This is a genomic window from Aurantiacibacter sp. D1-12, assembly GCF_028858515.1.
In the GTDB taxonomy this organism is placed as follows: Bacteria; Pseudomonadota; Alphaproteobacteria; order Sphingomonadales; family Sphingomonadaceae; genus Alteraurantiacibacter.
Genome location: NZ_JAPJZJ010000001.1, coordinates 166,206 through 184,556, shown reverse-complemented (window position 1 = coordinate 184,556; position 18,351 = coordinate 166,206). Strand labels below are relative to the sequence as shown.

20 protein-coding genes are annotated in these 18,351 nt (G+C 60.7%); 12 read left to right on the top strand and 8 right to left on the bottom strand.

All coding sequences use genetic code 11. The annotated features are described in order from the left end of the window. Positions 1 to 60 precede the first annotated feature (60 nt). From OOZ52_RS00995 to OOZ52_RS00985, 3 genes are all read right to left on the bottom strand, one after another. Positions 61 to 597 carry a DUF937 domain-containing protein gene (locus tag OOZ52_RS00995; protein WP_274696622.1) on the bottom strand — a complete coding sequence of 179 codons (537 nt, stop codon included), beginning with the start codon at positions 595 to 597 and terminating at the stop codon, positions 61 to 63. Positions 598 to 600: 3 nt separating this feature from the next. Continuing rightward, positions 601 to 921, bottom strand: a complete 321-nt coding sequence (locus OOZ52_RS00990; protein WP_274696621.1) for a hypothetical protein — start codon at positions 919 to 921, stop codon at positions 601 to 603. 129 nt (positions 922 to 1,050) lie between these two features. Continuing rightward, positions 1,051 to 2,688, bottom strand: a complete 1,638-nt coding sequence (locus tag OOZ52_RS00985) for a phosphoenolpyruvate carboxykinase (protein WP_446698106.1) — start codon at positions 2,686 to 2,688, stop codon at positions 1,051 to 1,053. A gap of 204 nt (positions 2,689 to 2,892) precedes the next feature. On the opposite strand from OOZ52_RS00985, the gene OOZ52_RS00980 reads away from it, so the two are divergent. The 8 genes from OOZ52_RS00980 to OOZ52_RS00945 all read left to right on the top strand — a co-directional run bounded on the left by OOZ52_RS00980 (position 2,893) and on the right by OOZ52_RS00945 (position 8,581). After that, the gene (locus OOZ52_RS00980; RefSeq protein ID WP_274696619.1) at positions 2,893 to 3,663 is read left to right on the top strand and encodes a response regulator transcription factor; all 771 of its coding nucleotides are present in this window, start codon (positions 2,893 to 2,895) and stop codon (positions 3,661 to 3,663) included. Continuing rightward, positions 3,656 to 5,209, top strand: a complete 1,554-nt coding sequence (locus tag OOZ52_RS00975) for a stimulus-sensing domain-containing protein (protein ID WP_274696618.1) — start codon at positions 3,656 to 3,658, stop codon at positions 5,207 to 5,209. The genes OOZ52_RS00980 and OOZ52_RS00975 overlap by 8 nt, the downstream gene beginning before the upstream one ends. 22 nt (positions 5,210 to 5,231) lie before the next feature. After that, positions 5,232 to 5,663 (top strand): HPr kinase/phosphorylase, encoded by a 432-nt coding sequence (locus OOZ52_RS00970; protein ID WP_274696617.1) that lies wholly within the window; start codon positions 5,232 to 5,234, stop codon positions 5,661 to 5,663. Between the two features lie 44 nt (positions 5,664 to 5,707). Further along, on the top strand, positions 5,708 to 6,616 hold the full coding sequence (gene rapZ / locus OOZ52_RS00965) for an RNase adapter RapZ (protein ID WP_274696616.1): 909 nt from the start codon (positions 5,708 to 5,710) through the stop codon (positions 6,614 to 6,616). 58 nt (positions 6,617 to 6,674) lie between these two features. Next, positions 6,675 to 7,079, top strand: a complete 405-nt coding sequence (locus OOZ52_RS00960) for a PTS sugar transporter subunit IIA (RefSeq protein ID WP_274696615.1) — start codon at positions 6,675 to 6,677, stop codon at positions 7,077 to 7,079. A 14-nt stretch (positions 7,080 to 7,093) separates the two neighbouring features. Next, positions 7,094 to 7,369, top strand: a complete 276-nt coding sequence (locus tag OOZ52_RS00955) for an HPr family phosphocarrier protein (protein WP_274696614.1) — start codon at positions 7,094 to 7,096, stop codon at positions 7,367 to 7,369. Between the two features lie 11 nt (positions 7,370 to 7,380). Next, positions 7,381 to 8,181, top strand: coding sequence for a TrmH family RNA methyltransferase (locus OOZ52_RS00950; protein WP_274696613.1), 801 nt, complete (start codon positions 7,381 to 7,383; stop codon positions 8,179 to 8,181). Between the two features lie 91 nt (positions 8,182 to 8,272). After that, positions 8,273 to 8,581, top strand: a complete 309-nt coding sequence (locus OOZ52_RS00945; RefSeq protein ID WP_274696612.1) for a DUF4377 domain-containing protein — start codon at positions 8,273 to 8,275, stop codon at positions 8,579 to 8,581. 34 nt (positions 8,582 to 8,615) lie between these two features. On the opposite strand, the gene OOZ52_RS00940 is transcribed toward OOZ52_RS00945, so the two are convergent. Together OOZ52_RS00940 and rmuC are read right to left on the bottom strand one after the other, a co-directional pair. After that, positions 8,616 to 9,347: a hypothetical protein gene (locus OOZ52_RS00940; protein WP_274696611.1), complete on the bottom strand. Its 732-nt coding sequence runs from the start codon at positions 9,345 to 9,347 to the stop codon at positions 8,616 to 8,618. Then, on the bottom strand, positions 9,344 to 10,750 hold the full coding sequence (gene rmuC, locus OOZ52_RS00935; RefSeq protein WP_274696610.1) for a DNA recombination protein RmuC: 1,407 nt from the start codon (positions 10,748 to 10,750) through the stop codon (positions 9,344 to 9,346). The genes OOZ52_RS00940 and rmuC overlap by 4 nt, the downstream gene beginning before the upstream one ends. Before the next feature lie 191 nt (positions 10,751 to 10,941). Between rmuC and OOZ52_RS00930 the strand changes: the two genes are divergently transcribed. Then, positions 10,942 to 11,985 (top strand): DUF5694 domain-containing protein, encoded by a 1,044-nt coding sequence (locus OOZ52_RS00930; RefSeq protein ID WP_274696609.1) that lies wholly within the window; start codon positions 10,942 to 10,944, stop codon positions 11,983 to 11,985. A 20-nt stretch (positions 11,986 to 12,005) separates the two neighbouring features. On the opposite strand, the gene OOZ52_RS00925 is transcribed toward OOZ52_RS00930, so the two are convergent. Both OOZ52_RS00925 and recR read right to left on the bottom strand, forming a co-directional pair. Beyond that, the gene (locus OOZ52_RS00925; protein WP_274696608.1) at positions 12,006 to 12,569 is read right to left on the bottom strand and encodes a peptide deformylase; all 564 of its coding nucleotides are present in this window, start codon (positions 12,567 to 12,569) and stop codon (positions 12,006 to 12,008) included. Positions 12,570 to 12,604: 35 nt separating this feature from the next. Continuing rightward, entirely contained in the window at positions 12,605 to 13,201 is a 597-nt protein-coding gene (recR, locus tag OOZ52_RS00920; RefSeq protein WP_274696607.1) for a recombination mediator RecR, read from the bottom strand. A 118-nt stretch (positions 13,202 to 13,319) separates the two neighbouring features. Between recR and fmt the strand changes: the two genes are divergently transcribed. From fmt to OOZ52_RS00905, 3 genes are read left to right on the top strand one after another with little or no spacing between them, the layout of a single operon-like run. Beyond that, complete coding sequence (fmt, locus tag OOZ52_RS00915; protein WP_274696606.1) at positions 13,320 to 14,225, top strand: methionyl-tRNA formyltransferase; 906 nt, start codon at positions 13,320 to 13,322, stop codon at positions 14,223 to 14,225. Next, positions 14,222 to 14,971 (top strand): tRNA pseudouridine(38-40) synthase TruA, encoded by a 750-nt coding sequence (truA, locus tag OOZ52_RS00910; protein WP_274696605.1) that lies wholly within the window; start codon positions 14,222 to 14,224, stop codon positions 14,969 to 14,971. Before fmt ends, truA begins: the two co-directional genes overlap by 4 nt. 10 nt (positions 14,972 to 14,981) lie before the next feature. Then, a complete protein-coding gene (locus OOZ52_RS00905; protein ID WP_274696604.1) occupies positions 14,982 to 16,091 on the top strand; it encodes a zinc-binding dehydrogenase in 1,110 nt (369 codons plus the stop codon). A 9-nt stretch (positions 16,092 to 16,100) separates the two neighbouring features. Here OOZ52_RS00905 and OOZ52_RS00900 read toward each other — a convergent pair whose 3' ends face one another. After that, positions 16,101 to 18,299: a transglycosylase domain-containing protein gene (locus OOZ52_RS00900; RefSeq protein WP_274696603.1), complete on the bottom strand. Its 2,199-nt coding sequence runs from the start codon at positions 18,297 to 18,299 to the stop codon at positions 16,101 to 16,103. Positions 18,300 to 18,351: the final 52 nt, after the last annotated feature.

The following is an 18,351-nucleotide window of genomic DNA, read 5'->3' as shown; positions in this document are numbered from 1 at the left end:
CAAGCCCCTCATCGCCCGCTTTCTGACATGATCAATCTGTCTGGTAGATGAAGGCGCGCCTTAGCGGCGTGCCAACCCTCCGACGATCGAGCCGAGAATTCCGCCAAGGCCACCGCCTTGCGCACCCGAGCTATCGCCTGCCTGACGGGTCATATAGCCGACAACAGCCATCGCCAGGATCGGCAACATGCGCTTCAGAAGGTTCTCGTCGAGACCCGTAACTGCAGCCACTTCGCCTGCGACCGAGCGGCTGACATCCTTCGATCCGAAGATGTTGCCGAGGATGTCGTTGCCGTGCTGCACCGGAGTCGGCTGCTGGCCGAGAACCATGTCGAGCAGTCCGCCGCCAAGCGCACCGCCAAGTCCGCCTGCCGCGCCGCCGCTGTTTCCGCCACCTCCCAGTATCGCACCGGCAAGGCCACCGAGACCGCCTAGCGGATCGGAACCGCCGCCCGAGGTGGAGCTGCGTCCCATTCCCGCGACAATCGCCGGAAGCAGAGCGCCGGCGCCGGCGCGCGCGGTCTGTTCGTCAATGTTGAGTTCGCGCGCCATGCTTTCGATGACGCCGGTCTGCTGGAGAATCTGTGCTAGGCTCATGATTTAGTTCTTCCCAAAAAGCTTGCCGGCCATGCCGGCGATGTCGTTCAGCGGATTGCCGTCATGGTCCTGGTCCAGGATCTGCATGAAACTGTTGAGCGAACCTTCTCCGCCAACATGCTCCATCACCTGGCCAAGCACACCCTTGTCGATACCGCTCTTGTCGGCAGCCACGTCCAGCGTATCGCCTTCAGCCTGATGACCTTCCGTCAGTGCAGCGATCGCCTTTTCGGCGGTTTCCTGGTCGATGCCCAGCTTGTCCGCCATGTTCTTCACTGTCGGGTGATCGTGCGCAGCGCCAAGGATCTGGTCGAAGATACTCATGATTGTCTCTCCATAAGTGATTGCTTTGACACCTAACCTAAGCGTGGCTTGTGGCACAATAAAGACCCCGCGCCGGCAAAAACCGGGCGGGGTCCCTTTTTAGCTGTAAAACTGTGTGAACGGCAGCGATCACGCGGCGCTTGGAGCGGCCTGACGTACGCCTTCGTCAACATGACTGGCGAAAGGTTCAAAGTTGTCGACGAAGAGCTGCACCAGCTTTTGCGCCGTGCGGTCATACTCTTCCTTGTCCGCCCAGGTGCTGCGCGGATCGAGGATCGTCTGGTCGATCCCGGCTTCTTCGAGTGCCGGAACGCTGACGGGCACTTCAAAGCCGAAGTTGGCATCCTTGCGGTACTCGACACCGTCCATCTTGCCATCGAGCGCAGCGTTCAGCAGCGCGCGGGTGGCCTTGATCGGCATGCGGTTACCGGTGCCATACTTGCCGCCGGTCCAGCCGGTGTTGAGCAGCCAGCATTGCACTTCACCCTTGGCAATGCGCTCTTTCAGCAGATTGCCGTAAACGCTCGGGTGACGCGGCATAAATGGTGCACCGAAACAGGTGCTGAAGGTCGCCTCGGGTTCGGTCACGCCGATTTCGGTTCCGGCGACCTTGGCAGTGTAGCCAGAGAGGAAGTGATACATGGCCTGATCAGGCGTCAGCCGCGCGATCGGAGGCAGAACGCCAAAAGCGTCGGCGGTCAGCATGATGACATTACTCGGCACCGGGCCAAGGTTTTCTTCCGATGTGTTGGGAATGCTGCTGAGCGGATAGGCACCGCGAGTGTTCTCTGCGAGCGAGTTGTCGTCGAGGTCGATCTCGCCGTTCTCGTCCATCACCACGTTTTCCAGCACGGTTCCGGCCATCTTGGTGGTGGCGTAGATTTCCGGCTCGGCATTCGGGTCGAGGCGGATCATCTTGGCGTAGCAGCCACCTTCGAAGTTGAAGACCGACTGGTCCGACCAGCCGTGCTCGTCATCGCCGATCAGCGTGCGGCTGGCATCAGCAGACAAGGTCGTCTTACCGGTGCCCGAGAGGCCGAAGAACACAGCCGTCTTGCCGTCCGCGCCGGTATTGGCGGAGCAGTGCATCGGCATAACGCCCTTGGCCGGAAGCAGGTAGTTGAGAATGCCGAAGACGCTCTTCTTCATCTCGCCCGCGTACTGCGTGCCACCGATGAGGATCAGCTTTTCGGAAAGGTTCACCGCGACAACGGTTTCGCTGCGGGTGCCGTGGCGTTCGGGATCGGCCTTGAAGCTCGGCAGGTCGATGACCGTGTATTCGGGCGCAAAACCGTCAAGTTCGGCAGCCGTCGGGCGGCACAGCATCGTGCGGATGAACATGTTGTGCCAGGCAAATTCGTTGATCACGCGCACGTTGACGCGGTGCTCTGGCTGTGAACCGCCGAACAGGTCTGCGACATAGAGCGTCTCTTTGTCACCCAGCGCAGCCATGAAGTCTTCCTTCAGCGCGGCGAAGTGTTCTGGCGACATGCTGGCATTGTTGTCCCACCAAACGGTGTTCTCGGTCTCCGCATCGCGGACGATGAACTTGTCCTTCGCGCTGCGACCGGTGTGCTTGCCGGTTTCGACGACCAGCGGGCCATCCTTGGCGAGACGCCCTTCTCCGTTAGCAAGCGCGTGCTCCACCAAAGCGGAGGAATCCAGATTGGCGTGGATAGTGGCAGAGGTCGAAATACCCTGTGCGGACAGGGGGACAGAAAGCGAAACAGACAAGACTTTGCTCCTCAAACAAGCCGAATCCGGCATGGTTGGCGCATTCGTATGCGTTGGGTTTGGGGCCCGCATAGTGGCCTCGACCTGATGCGTCAATTTGAGTCCCTCGCCTTCGAGCGAAGAGTCCGCATTGTTATCGTTCACATAGGTAATGCGCGGGTTTTCCGGTGCGTGAGCGCGCAGGGATGTTGTGTATTCAGGCATGAAAAGTTAGTCCGGTCGCAAGAGAGGCACGCAATGACGCAAACCGACCAGGATGATGCTGCCGTAAAGGCGGAAGGCGGGGCCGAGAACCAGCGCGTCATCGCCCTCGTCGACGATGACCGCAACATTCTCACTACGCTTTCGATTGCCTTGCAGGCAGAAGGCTACGCGACGCGTGTTTACTCGGATGGAGAGGCTGCGCTGGCCGCTCTGCAAAGCAATCCGCCCGATCTCGCCGTGTTCGATATCAAGATGCCGCGAATGGATGGTATGGAACTGTTGCAGCGACTGCGCGCAACGTCCGACCTTCCTGTTATCTTTCTGACCAGTAAAGATCAGGAAGAGGATGAGGAAGCCGGGCTCGCGATGGGTGCGGACGATTATATTGCCAAGCCCTTCAGCCAACGCCTGTTGCTCGCCCGCATCCGTACAATTCTGCGCCGCGCAGCACCTCTGGAACCGACTGCCGATGGCGCTCCCGCTCCTGCCGCAAGTGACACGGGCATGATCGTGCGAGGGCGTCTCTGCATGGACCCGGCGCGGCATCAGGTGACCTGGGGTGGCGACAATGTCAGCCTGACAGTGACCGAATTCCTGATCCTGGAGGCGCTCGCCCAGCGCCCCGGCGTGATCAAGAGCCGCAACCAGCTGATGGATGCCGCTTACCCCGATGACGTGTTTGTGGATGACAGGACAGTAGATTCGCACATCAAGCGCCTGCGCCGGAAGTTCCGCGCGGTGGATGGCGAGTTTGGCGCTATCGAAACGCTTTACGGCGCGGGATACAGTTTTTCCGATGGGTAAGGATGCAGACACGGTTTCGCGGCTGGAACGCCTGCCCTTCCCGCTCGGCACTTCGCTCACCACCCGTATTCTTACCGTCAATCTGATCCCGCTGCTGGTACTGGCGGGAAGCCTGTTTTTCCTCGACTCCTATCGCCGCCAGCTGCTGGATGAACGCTTCAAACTCGCCCGGATCGAGGCGCAGATCACTGCAGAAGCGCTCGCCGGCGCGACCTCCGAAAGGCAGGAGGCTCTGCTCAGCCAGATCGGGCGCGAACAACGCATGCGGCTGCGCATGTACGATGCCGAAGGCAATCTCATCGCAGACAGTTTTGAGCTCGACGAGCCCAGCTTTACTTTCGATGATCCGGTGGCCGAACCGTTCTTGGAAGACCTCGCGCGGTGGACGGACAATGCGGTAAACGTGGTCGTCGGCGCGCCTAGCGCTCCTGACTATTCCGAGCCTGCCGATACCATGGCCGACAGTTGGCCGGAGCTCGCACGCGTCCGCCAACAAGGCCTTTCGCAAATCGAACTGCGCCGTGCGCCCGATGGCACACCCGTGATCAACGCGGCTGCGCCTGTGGGCGTACAGGGCGCAAGCCTGCTGACCACGCGCAACGCGGTCGATATCACCCAGGCTGTGCGCACCGCACGCACCAGCCTGATGACTATCATCCTGCTGGCCTTGTTTGTTTCGATCATCCTCTCGCTCTATCTCGCCAACACCATCATCCAGCCGCTGCGTCGCCTCGTCACGGCTACCCAGCGGGTGCGGCTCGGTCGGGAGCGTGACATCGAGGTGCCGCGTATGCACAAGCGTGGCGACGAGATCGGACTACTGGCCCGCGCCGTTTCCGACATGACGACTACACTTCGCCAACGGATCGACGCGGTGGAAACCTTTGCCGCCGATGTCGCGCACGAAATCAAGAACCCGCTTGCCTCGCTACGCAGCGCCACGGAATCGCTGCCCAAGGTAGAAGACCCTGATCTGCGCGCCCAACTGGTGGATGTCGCCGCACATGACGTGCGCCGGATTGATCGCCTCGTCACCGAAATTTCCGAAGCCAGCCGGATCGATGCAGAGCTGAGCCGTGCAACCTTCGAACCTGTCGACCTGTGCGATTTGTTCGCCAACGTCGTCAGCCGTAAACAGGATCGCGGCGAAGCAAGCGGATGCGAGGTCGAAGTGCGCTGCCCTGATCGGCCCGGACGCGTGATGGGCGTGCCCATCCGGCTCGAGCGTGTGGCCGAAAACCTGCTCGACAACGCCATTTCCTTCTCCCCCGATGGCGGCAAGATCATTGTTGAAATCGCACACGTCGATGGCCGCGTAGAAGCGCGTGTTTCCGATGAAGGCCCCGGCATCCCCGATAACGAACGCGAGAAGGTGTTCCGCCGCTTCCATTCGCATCGCCCGGAGACCGAGAGCTTTGGCAACCATTCGGGCCTTGGTCTGGCCATCGGTCGCACCATTGCGGAAGCGCATGACGGATCGCTAAGCGTCGATGATAGCACCGAGCTGGGCGGCGCCTGCCTTGTTTTGGAACTGCCCGCAGCATGATTGCCCGAGGGATTGAAATCGCATGAGTGAACTCCTTGCCAATGTCAGCTGTGTCGCCATGCGCGGTCGCGGTATTCTGATCATGGGAGAACCCGGCAGCGGCAAGTCGAGCCTTGCCCTCGCGCTGCTTGATCGTGGTGCAGAACTGGTGGGTGATGACGGGGTTACGCTGGAACAAGAGGCAGACAAAATCATTGCCTCACCTCCTCCGAACACCGCCGGGCTTATCGAAATCCGCAATGTCGGCCTGCTCGAAGTGCCCACCGCCACCGCGCCTATCGCCATCGTAGTCAACCTGACGCCAGAGGCCGAGCGACTGCCGCTTGGCACCGGTGAAGCCCTATTGCTCGGCAGGCCGGTTCCGCAGGTCGATCTGTTCCCTGACACCCCTGCCCTGCCCTTGCGCGCCGAGGCCGCACTGGAAATTCACGGGCAGAATTTCGATACCGAATAAGGTGGGGCTTTTCTTTTGCAGCATGAAAGCGCACAGCGCCTTTAATGGGTGACGCAAAAGCCTCCAAATCACAGCGGATATTGCTGGTGACCGGAATGCTCGGCGCGGGCAAGTCGACTGCCTTGCGCGAGCTGGAAGACTTGGGCTGGGAATCGATCGACAATTTCCCGATCCGGCTCCTCAATCGCTTGGTGAAGCGCGATTCAGAGCCGTTTTCGCTCGCCATCGGTTTCGATTGCCGCACGCGCGGATTTGTACCCGATGATGTGATCGAGCGGGTGAAAGGCTGGGTGGAGAACGACCAGGTCTCTATCACCACGCTGTTCCTCGACTGCGCGGGGCATGAACTGGAGCGACGCTTTAACGAAACCCGCCGCCGGCATTTTCTTGCTCAGGACTTGCCGGTTTCATCGGGCATTGCGGCAGAGCGCGAACTGCTCGCCCCGCTGCGCCGCTGGGCAGACGTACTGATCGATACCAGCGATTTCTCGGTCAACGATCTGAAGCAGACGATTCGCGAGCAGTTCTCCCAGACCGCCCCCAAAGAGATGACCGTCACCGTTTCCAGCTTCGGTTTCTCACGCGGAAAGCCGCCCACGGCCGATCTGGTGTTCGACATGCGCTATCTCGACAATCCGCATTGGGCACCCGGGTTAAAACAGCAGACCGGGCTCGATCCCGCAGTCGGCGAATTTATCGAGCAAAGCGCGGTCTTCTCCTCGACCTTCTCCAAGATCAGCGCGCTGCTGCTCGAACTGCTGCCGCGCTATGCCGAGCAGGGCAAAGCCTACGTCAACATCGCTTTCGGTTGTACCGGGGGGAGACACCGCAGCGTCTACAGCGCGGAGAAGATGGCGCAGGTCTTGCGCGATGGCGGCTTTTCGCCCACGGTCCTCCACCGCAATTTGGGCTCCCGCGCTGCGGAACTGGTTGAAGGTACACAGCACCCGTGATGATGGATTACGCCCCGCAAACGAACCGGTCGCGCAGCAAGAGCTTTACGTATTCCCGATGATTGGCATTATCCTTGTCACCCACGGCCATCTGGCCGACGAATTCGTTGCCGCGATGGAACATGTCGTGGGCAAACAGGATCAGGTCGCCACGATCTGTATCGGTCCGAATGACGATATGGAAGAACGGCGTAGCGACATTGCCAATGCTATCAAAGCGGTCGACAAGGGTGACGGAGCGATCTTGTTGACCGACCTGTTTGGCGGCACTCCCAGCAATCTCGCTATTTCGTTGCTGGAAGAAGGCCGCACCGAAGTGATCGCCGGGATCAATCTACCAATGCTCATTCGCCTGGCGGGGGCTCGCAAGGAAATGGCATTGCACGACGCCGCACAGGCCGCGCGCGAGGCGGGCCGCAATTACATCACCGTCGCGTCAGAATTTCTTGGTCAACACGCCTAGGGGGGACACGGGGCATGAGTGACAATTGCAAAGAGGTATTGATCGTCAACAAGCGCGGCCTGCACGCGCGCGCCAGTGCCAAATTCGTTGCCGCTGCCAGTGCGATGGAAGGCAGCACTGTGAAGGTCGCCAAGGATGGTAATGATGCGCTGGGCACTTCCATACTGGGCCTGATGATGCTGGGCGCTGCCAAAGGCGATACGGTAACGCTTTCGGTCGAAGGCGATGAAGCCGAGACGCGGCTCGCCGAGCTTGTGCAGCTGGTCGAAACCGGCTTCGGCGAAGACTAAGGCAACGGTCCATGCGCCGCGAGATAACCGGCTTTTCCAACCCCACGGTCAAATACCTCCGCAGCCTGCGCGAGAAGAAGCATCGCAAGCGCGAGGGCAAGTTCCTCGCCGAGGGGCTGCGCCTGCTGACCGATGCGCGCGAATGCGGCCGCGTGCCCGAAATGCTGGTGATGGCCGGTGCGCGCGATCCGCATCCGCTGATCGATGCGCTGGAAGCGGCGGTCGAGGCATCCGGCGGCGAGATCATCGCCACGACGCCGGACATTCTCAGCAAGATCACCGGCAAGGACAATCCGCAGGGAGTGGTCGGCGTGTTTGGCGAGTTCGATACCTCGCTTGCCATGCTGGATCGGGGCTCGGCGAAGATATGGCTGGTGGCGCAGGCGCTACGCGATCCGGGCAACCTTGGCACCATGCTGCGCACGGGCGATGCCATCGGAGCAGGCGGCCTGATCCTGATCGATGACTGTGCTGACCCGTTCAGCGTCGAAGCAGTGCGAGCGAGCATGGGCGCGGTGTTTACACAAGGCATTGCGCGCGCCGAGTGGAGCGAATTCTTGCCGTGGCTGCGGGGTGGCGACGGTCAGCTCGTCGCGGCGTCCTTACGCGAAGCCGTGCCCTATCGCGGCGCGCCCTATATGGCCCCGTGCTTCGTGATGGTCGGCAACGAATCGCGCGGTCTGCCCGAAGAATACGAGATGGCTTGTGACCTGCGTGTCACCATGCCGATGAAGGGGCGCGCAGATTCGCTCAACGCTGCCGTTGCCGGGGCGGTGCTGGGGTACGAGGTGCTGTCGGCATTCGACGGCTAGATACGTCCGATCAAGAGCGGTTCATGGCTTGGTCAGGGGCGCTTGAGCAGTTCGTATCCGATAATCCGCGTCCATTCCGAAGGGGCTATCCATGTCATCCAAATTGCTCTTGACCATCATCGCGGCAGGCCTTTGTGCGGGGTGTGCAAACACCGGCAATGCCGGTGCTGCTAAGGGCAACTTCGAGCTTTTCGAAATCTCTGCCCATTCCGTCCCGTGCGAGGGTGTGGGCCCCATGCGCTGCCTCATCGTAAACGATGAATTGTTTTATGATGCGATTGAAGGATACGAACACGTTGAAGGGCAATCGGCGAGTATCTGTGTCGAACGGGCTCGCCGGCCTGCCCCGGTTCCAGCCGATGCGAGCCTTTACACATATCGCCGTGTGCCGTGCGAATAAGTGAGTATGCTTCGACCCAAGCGGGGCTTGCGAATTAATCGCCCGCGATAAAGTTCCGGATGCGCCAGCGGCCATCCTCACGAACCACGCCAATGCGATAATCGATCAAAGACCGCATTCGATCCTGCGCGACGAAGCCCCTCGTCCCGTCTTCCATCTGGACCTGCCAGCGTAGAGCTTCCCAATCTTCCTCAACATCCCCGGCAAAGGCTGCGAGCAGAACCATGTCCCAATCGAGCGTGCGGAGCTGCTCGTCACCGTCAACCGCAGCATAGAGCGGCACATCGTTGCCCATGATCACATAGCTGCCATAGGCATCGTGCATCGGGTCCAGATCCTGCGCGAAGTACCACGGCAAGGTAAGACTCTCACCATCGGATGCACAGCCCAGCGTCATCAGGTCATCCAGCGCTTCCCAAAGCTCGTATTCCTTATCCGCCAACCGCTCGCGCAGCAGAGGCTTGCCGCTACCGCCGCCAAAATCGAGGTAGACGTCATCCTTCGTCAGCGCGAGCAGCGCGTCGGCATTGCGCGCGGTAACCGCGCGTTCGAGGCTGTTCAGAAACTCGCTGGCACCCGGCACATCGCGGCATTCATCGCGCGGAGCGTAGTCGCCCACGGGTCGCGCCGGGAGCGTTTCACTGGCGCGCTCACCTGAATTCTCCGCCTCACGCTCGATGGTCTGCGTCGCAGGTTCTTCAGCTTCGCTACAAGCGGTAACCGCAAGGCAAGCTGTCGCGGCAATAAGGCAGTGGCGAAAGGTCATTCGGCGGCCTCCTCGTTTTTCTCAATCAGCAGGTCCTCAGGCACCTCGGATGCGTCCGCCCCGGTGTAACGCGGCGCGCCCTCAACCAGAGGAACGTCCTCGATCTCTTTGCTGATTTCGAGCCCCTTGTCCGCCATGCGCTTGCCCGAGGTCAGCACATTGCGTTCGAAGCTGCCGACGAACCTGTTGTAATTCGCCACAGCGGTTTCGAGACCGCCGCCGACACGCTTCATATGCTCCGCTGCGACACGGAGGCGATCATAGAGCTCTGCCCCCATGCGCCCGATCTCCTGCGCCTCAGCGGCCATCTGATCCTGCCGCCAGACTTGCGCCACCGTCCGGGCGATGGCGACTAGGTTGGTCGGCGTCGCCAGCAGAACGCCGTTCTTGAAGGCAAAGTCCCACAGCTCCGGATCGGCCTCCAGCGCAGCGGCAACGAAGTGCTCACCCGGCACGAACATTACGACATAGTCCGGCGCTTCATCGAACTGCTTCTGGTAGCTCTTGGCACCGAGTTGTTGGACATGGTTGCGCATCGATTTTGCGTGCAGGTCCATATGCTGCTTGCGTTCGGCGTCGTCATCGGTCTCGAACGCGGCCTGATAGGCGTTGAGCGAGACCTTGGAATCGATCACCAGCTTCTTCTGCCCGGGCACATGCACAATCGCATCGGGGCGCAGTCGCCCGTCCTCGGTATCGACCGACTGTTCCAGATCGAAATCGGTATGCTGCGACAAGCCACATTGCTCGAGCACGTTTTGCAGAGCCCTCTCGCCCCAGCGCCCGCGCGCCTTGGGGCCGGACGTGAGCGAGTTGCCAAGCCGCTGCGCCTCGCGCCGCACCTCTTCCTGCCCGCGCTGCATGTTCTCGATCAGGCCGGTTAGCTGACCGAAGGCGTCGACGCGCTTGGCCTCGAGTTGCTCGACCTGCGCTTCGTACTTCTTCAAACGCTCGTCGACCGGCTTGAGCAGCGTTGAAAGCTTCTCCGCACTCGCCTTCTCTGAATGCTCGAACCGCTCATTCGCGCGGGCGAGAAATGCTTCCTGCGCCTTGCCCAGCACTGCCGCACCTGTGTTCTCGAATTCCTTGAGCAACTTCTCGCGGCTTTCCTCCAGCAGGCGCTTCTGCTCGGCAAAACCCGCAGCCTGCGCTTTTAGTCCGGTGAGCTCCTCGCGCGTTTCCTCAAGCTTCGCCTCCAGCCCGTCCGCCCGCGCGGCACGGACGCTCGCGTTCTCCAGATCAACGATGGCCTTGCGGAATTTGTCGTCCAGCTCCTTCGCCTCGGCATCGCGCTCACCATGGCGTGCTTTCCACTCGGCAGCCGGGCGCGAACCGACAAACCAGCCGATCACTCCGCCCAGCACCAAAGCGACGAGAATGAGAATGATTGCAGTCGTATCCATGTGGGGAACATAGCTGGAACAGTAGTCCTATAAAAGCCCCTATCCTTGCCAATCCCCCGCGTCCTGCACTTCGCGGGATAGCTGTTTACAACACAGCCAATGCACCTAGTGTGCCAGCCATGCCACCGCGGCCTCGGGGCAGGACCCATGGCCTTGGTGCATTGTACATTGTGGCGGGGAGAGACCTTGAAATGAAGAAGATTGTCGCATCCATGCTGGCCCTGCTGGCATTTTCTCCCGCTGCTACTGCTCAAGATGTCACGCCTGAATTGGCTGGAGAACGCACGCAAATCATGGTTCTCGGTTCGTACCACCTCTCGGGCAATGAGGATGTCGACGAAACGACGCTGGAACCATTGCTGGACAGGCTCGAACAATTTGCTCCGGACATCATCTTGTATGAAGGCCTACCAGGCGAACAATGTGTCCAGTTGCGGATTTACACACCGCTGACCGATCAGCTGGTGGATGATTACTGCACCGATTCAAGCCCCGCGTTGGAGACGCTTGGAATGACGCCAGGCGAAGCGAATGTCGCATTGCTCGAAGCACTCGAAGAACCCGTTACGGATGCGGTTGATCGTCGTCGCCTGGCCATGCTGTTCCTCGCCAATGGCGATGCCTGGTCTGCCTTCATGCACTGGAGCCGATTGGCCGAAGGTGAACGCATTGCAGATGATGTCGTGACGACGGAGCTGGCGGAGCGTTTCACACGCGGCTTGTCATCGCGCAACGAGAACGCATCGATTGGCGGTGCGCTCGGAAACCGGCTTGGGCATGCGCGTCTGTATGCGATGGACGATCACACTGCTGACAGTATCTACATCGGTGCCGACGAACGTCTGGGCGAAGTCCTCCAAACAGTGTGGGGCCGCGCAGGCGAGAGTGACCCAGCCTTGCGTAACGAAGCCGATGCGCTGCTGACATCGCCCGACACGATCCTGGCTCACTATCGGCTGATCAACAGCGATGAATTTCAGAATATGGTTTTTGCTCTCGATTTCGGAGCGGTGGCAGCGGAAGAGATGCATGATGCGGCCGGCCGCAGCTACCTCGCATGGTGGCACACGCGCAACCTGCGCATGGCGGCAAACATCATGGCAGCTTCCGGAAACGACCCGGGCGCGCGCGTACTGGTCATCACAGGTGCTTCACACAAAGGCACACTGGACCAGATTCTGGGCCAGTTTTACGAAATCGAGCTTGTGGATGTCGGGCAAGCCTTGGCCGACTAGCGCGACCTGCGACTGCCCGGTCAGGCAGCGCGTGCTTTCGCCAGCTTTTTCAGCGCCATGCTGCGCTTCAATCGGCTAAGATGATCGATGAAGAGGATGCCGTTGAGGTGGTCCATCTCGTGCTGGATAACGGTCGCCAGCATACCGGATATCTCTTCCTCGTGGCTGTTGCCTCCAAGGTCCTGATATTTGACGCGGCAGCGCGCCGGGCGCTCGACATCGGCGAAGATATCGGGGACTGACAGGCAGCCTTCCTGATAAGTGCCCTGCTCCTCGCTCGGATCGAGGATTTCCGGATTCACGAACACGCGCGGGTCATTGATAATCGCGGGATGGGTGTGCTTCGTACCGTCGTGCTCGCATTCGACCGGTTCTGCGTCCGGGTCCTCTTCCTGCAGATCGATGACCAGCAAGCGGATCGGTTCGCCCACCTGGATCGCGGCAAGGCCGATGCCATGCGCAGCGTACATCGTTTCGAACATGTCATCGACAAGCGTCTTCAGATCCGCATCGAAAGTCTCGACAGGTTTGGACACGATTTTGAGCCGGGGATCCGGCGCTTCAAGGATTTCGCGAATAGCCATGGGCGTAATTTAGTGCAGGTGGCAGCACGTTTCAATCAGGATAGTGGCCGCCGCGCGCGCAAAGCCTGCGCCAAGGTCCCTTCATCGAGGTAATCAAGCTCACCTCCAACCGGAAGGCCGTGCGCCAGCTGGGTGATCCGCACCGGCCGATCCTCCAGCTTTTCGGCGATGTAGTGCGCGGTGGTTTGCCCCTCTAGCGTCGCGTTCATGGCGAGGACCACTTCGTCCACTCCGCCCTCGGCCACGCGGCCAAGCAACTGGTCGATGGTCAGGTCTTCGGGCCGCACGCCATCGAGCGCGGAAAGCCGCCCGCCCAACACGTGGAACTTGCCGGTGAACAGCCGCGCGCGGTCGAGTGCCCAGAGGTCCGCGACATCCTCCACCACGCAGATGCTCTTGGCATCGCGACGCGGATCAGCGCAGATCGTGCACGGGTTCTGCGTATCGACATTGCCGCAGGTGTCGCATTCGACGAGCTTATCCTGCACCGCACCCAGTGCATCGAGTACCTGTTTGAGCGCTGTCTCACGGTGTTTCACAAGCCACAGAACAGCACGGCGTGCGGATCGCGGTCCAAGCCCGGGAAGCCGCGCCAGTGCGGAGGCCAGATTTTCGATTTCCTGTGACGCCATGAATTTCCACTAACCGCTCATGCTGAGCTTGTCGAAGCATCGCCTTTTCTTTTCACCGCTCGACTTAAGGGAGAACGACCCTTCGACAAGCTCAGGGCGAGCGGTTAGGGGATGGGCGATGAGAATCGTTTTCATGGGAACGCCCGATTTTGCCGTGCCAGTGCTGAATGCGCTGGTGAAGGCGGGGCATGATGTGGTTGCGGTGTACTCGCAGCCGCCTAGCCGCTCGGGCCGCGGCAAGCAGGAGCGGCCCTCCCCCGTGCATGCGCGCGCCACAAAGCATGGAATCGAAGTGCATCATCCCGTCAGCCTGAAAGGTGCGGACGAGCAGGAGGCCTTTGCCGCGCTTGGGGCCGATGTTGCGGTGGTCGCCGCTTACGGCCTGCTTTTGCCGCAAGCGGTGCTCGACGCCCCCAGACACGGTTGCCTGAATGTCCACGGTTCGATCCTACCACGTTGGCGTGGTGCTGCACCGATACACCGCGCGATTCAGGCGGGTGATGAGGAGACGGGTATTACCATCATGCAGATGGAAGCCGGGCTCGATACCGGGCCGATGCTGCTCAAAGGTAGGACGTCGATTGGTCGTAAAACTACGGGCGAACTGCATGACGAGCTCTCCGAAATGGGCGCACGGTTGATGGTAGAAGCGCTGGAACGGCTCGACGAGCTGGAGCCGGAGGTGCAAGACAATGCCCTCGCCACCTATGCCCCGAAGATCGACAAGGCCGAGACAAAGCTCGATTTCACGCGAGCCGCAGATGAGCTGGAGCGCGACGCACGCGCCTTTGCACCCTTCCCCGGATCGTGGTTCGAACTCAACGGAACACGGGTCAAACTGCTTCGTACCGTGGTGATCGATGGATCGGGCGAGCCCGGTACGCTGATTGATGATCAGTTCACGATAGCCTGCGGTGAAGGCGCGCTGAGCCCTGTTACGCTGCAGAAAGCCGGCAAACCCTCGATGAACCGTGAGGAGTTCCTGCGTGGTAATCCGGTCAACGCGGGGACAGTGCTTTCGTGACCCGTTTTGCGCTCACAATCGAATTTGACGGCGGCCCGTTCTGCGGCCTGCAACGGCAGGATCACTCGCCTTCGGTCCAGCAGGCCATCGAGGAAGCCGCACACGCGGTGACGGGCGAGGACATTACGCTCCACAGCGCCGGGCGCACCGACAGCGGTGTCCATGCTCTCGCCATGCGTAGCCATATGGATATCGAAAAGGACATCCAGCCGTTCCGGTTGATGGAGGCACTAAACGCGCACCTTCGCCCTGTTCCCGTCGCCGTGATCGGTTGCGAGGTTAAGCCCGACGGCTGGCATGCGCGCTTTTCCTGCGTCGGGCGCAGCTACAAGTATCGCATCCGCAATCGCCGCGCGCCGCTGACGATCGAAAAGGGGCGCGCCTGGCATATCGCCCGCGATTGCGATGCTGGCGCCATGCACGAGGCCGCACAGCACCTTGTCGGCGTACACGATTTCACCACTTTCCGCAGCGCGCACTGTCAGGCGAAAGATCCGGTCAAAACACTCGACCGGCTCGATGTCAGCCGCGAGGGTGATGCCATTATCGTGCGCGCTGCTGCTCGCAGCTTCCTGCATCATCAGGTCCGCTCAATGGTCGGATGCCTTGCGCTGGTCGGACAGGGGCAGTGGCGGACCGATCAGGTGGCTGAGGCGTTGGAAGCAAAAGACCGCGCAGCGCTCGGCCTGAATGCCCCGCCAGAGGGGCTGTACTTTGTCGCCGCGCATTACGAAGACGACGATTGAGGAGAGAACGATGACCACCGGACGCCAACTGATGTCGACGCTGACCGCCGACGGGACCCTGACGCTGGCGCTGGAGGAAAAGGACTTTCCGCAGCCTACCGGCAATCAGGTGCTGGTGAAGATGGAAGCGGCGCCGATCAATCCGTCCGACCTGTTCCTGATGGTGACCGGCGCAGACCTTGAAAACGCCGATTATTCGCCCGGAAAGATTGTCGCGAAGGTCCACCCGCAGATTGCCGCCAATCAGGCTTCGCGCCACGGCAAGCCGCAAACGGTTGGCAATGAAGGCGCGGGCACCGTGATCGCCGCTGGCGAAGGCGAGATGGCGCAGGCACTGATGGGGCAGCGCGTGTCCTGTGTGCCGGGCAATGCCTTCAGCGAATATGCGATTGCGGAAGCGATGATGTGCCTGCCGCTCGGCGATCATTCTTCCGAAGAAGGCGCAAGTTCGTTCGTCAACCCGCTGACAGCGCTGGGGTTTGTGGAGACCGCCAAGCGTGAAGGTCATGATGCGATCATCCACGCCGCTGCAGCGTCAAACCTTGGCCAGATGTTAAACCGCATCTGTCAGGAAGATGGGCTGGCCCTCGTCAACATTGTCCGGAAGGAAGAGCAAGCAACGCTGCTCAAGGATCAGGGCGCGAGCCATGTGGTCAATTCATCGGACGATGATTTCGAAAGGCAGCTGGCGGAAGCGATTTCCGATACAGGCGCATATCTCGGCTATGACCCGATTGGCGGCGGACAGACCACCGACACGTGCCTGCGCGCGATGGAGCGGGTCGCGGCATCGAAGATGACCGAGTACAGCCGGTATGGCTCCGATCAGGCGAAGAAGATGTACATCTACGGTCGCCTCGATCTGTCGCCGACAATCCTCACGCCGACCTATGGCTTCGGCTGGACCGTTTCGGGCTGGCTGCTCATGCCATTCCTCGCGAGCTGTGACATACCAACGATGATGGGCCTGCGCCAACGCGTTGCCAGCGGCCTGAAAACGACATTCGCGAGCTCTTACAAAGAACGCGTGGGGCTCGAAGAGATGCTCACCAAAGATGCTATCATGGACTATTCGCAGATGAAGACGGGTGAGAAGTATCTGGTCATGCCGCACGGATAGTTTCAAAAGTTAGGGCGCAGGCTGCCTGTCTCGCCGTATTTCTTCTTCGATCCGTCTTTCGGCCGCTTCCTCATCGACTTCCATGGACAGCCCGCCATCGCCAACGCCTATCTCCACCGGGACGCCTTCGATTTCGGTGCTGAACACCGCCTCCCCATCGCGGATGGTCAGCGTGCGACCGTCGCCAAGCGGAATGTCCTCAAGATCGGGTACGTCCTGCGGTTCGACAGGGCCGCTCGGGTCGGGAGAGGGTGTCGGGCGCGGCGGTGCAGCTGCTGCACCCAGCGCGCCGCGCATGAAATCGCGCCAGATGCGTGCGGGCAATCCGCCACCTGTTACACCATCAAGCGGTGAATTGTCATCGTTCCCGATCCAGATACCAACCACCAGATCGCCGGCATAACCGACGAACAACGCGTCGCGATTGTCCTGCGTTGTGCCGGTCTTGCCGTAATTGGCAATCGCAAGCGTCGCCGCGCGACCTGTGCCACTGTTGATGGCAGCGCGCAGCATGTCCTGAATATCATCATGGTCGCTGGAGTTCAGACTGCCCTGCCCACTCCACAACCAGTCGAACCAGCCGGGTTCTTCCTGCGGGAAGGCATGCGGGCGGACGGGAAAGGAATTGCCAGCGACCCCTGCATAGGCGGCGGTAAGTTCGAGCAGACTCATGGTCGATGTGCCCAGTGCCAGAGAGGGATCACCATCGGGCAATGGGGTTGTGATACCCAGCTCGCGCGCGGTCTCAATCACTGCTTCGCTGCCAACCTGGTTGAACAGGCGAACCGCCGCGACATTGGAGCTTTGCGCAAAGGCATCGCGCAGCGCGATCTCTTCCGAGTAATTGCCACCGTAGTTTCCGGGGCGATAGCTGCCCGCTGTAAATTCCTGATTGGAAATCGTGTCACCCGGCGTCCATCCGGCTCGCAAGGCGGCGAGGTAGACGAACAGTTTGAAGGTCGATCCGGGCTGGCGACGTGCCTGAGTGGCGCGGTTGAACGGGCTTTGTGAATAGTCGCGCCCACCGACCATGGCGACGACTTCCCCGTTGGTGCGCATGGCCACCAGCGCGACCTGCGCATCCCTCAGCGGGGCACGTTCGATCACGCGGCGGGCGATGTTCTGCAGCTCTGAATCGAGCGTTGTGGTGATCGTCTGGCGCGAATAGCTTACCTCGGAAAGTTCGCGCGCCTCAGGCAGTGCCCAGTCGGCGAAGTAAGTGCCCGTCGGCAGATCATTGCGAGTGCGCACGTCCAGTTCGGGCACTCGCATCACGTCCGCCTCTTCCTGCGTGATGTATCCTGCAGCGACCATCGATCCCTTCACCAGCTCGTATCGCGCGGCGGCAAGATCGGGATTGCGTGTGGGAGCAAGGCGGCTGGGCGCCTGCAGAAGCCCCGCCAGCATGGCAGCCTGTTCAGGGCGCAAGTTCTCGGGCTGACGGTAGAAGTAGTGCAGGCTCGCCGCGCGGATGCCGTACATGTTGTCACCGAAATAGGCGTTGGAGAGATAGCGTTCGAGGATCTCGTCCTTGGTCAGCCATGCTTCCAGCCAGAAGGCGATCAGCGCTTCTCGCGCCTTTCGGGTCAGCGTCTGCTCGGGTGTCAGGAAAGTGAATTTGGCGAGCTGTTGGGTGATCGTCGAGCCACCGCCTACGCCGGTAAAAAGCGCGCGCGCTACTCCGCGCGGGTCCACGCCCCAGTGCGAATAGAAACGCCGGTCCTCAATCGCGAGAAACGGCTCGATCACATGTTCCGGCAAGTCGGCAACAAGTACCGGCTCGTCCACCATCGCCCCGTTGCGCGCTATCGGCGTGCCGTCTGCAGCCAGCAATGTGATCTGCGGCGGAGCAATCGGCTCAAGGCTCTTGGAGAGCGGAGCGGTGAAGGCAAGCCATGCGACCAGCAGGATGAACACCATGATGATCGCGGCGAGCCAGCGGCTGATCCACCACAGCCATGACTTCTCCTGAAACCGCTCCGGCATAAAGCGGCGCCAGCCTTTGCGATACTTCGCAGGGGGCGGATAATGACCGGGTGATTCCCACCCGCTGTTTTCCCACGCGCGGCGTTCACGCCAGTCGTCGAAATCCTCGTCGTCCAGATCATTAAGTGGTGTCCACGGCGCGTTCTCCAGCGCAATATCACGCTCGGACCAGCTATCCTTGGGTTTGCGACGGGAAAAAGGATTGCGCCACACGAAGTTCATTCGGCTGTGTTAGCAGCATAATACAGCAATGGCGAGACTCGATGATACATTT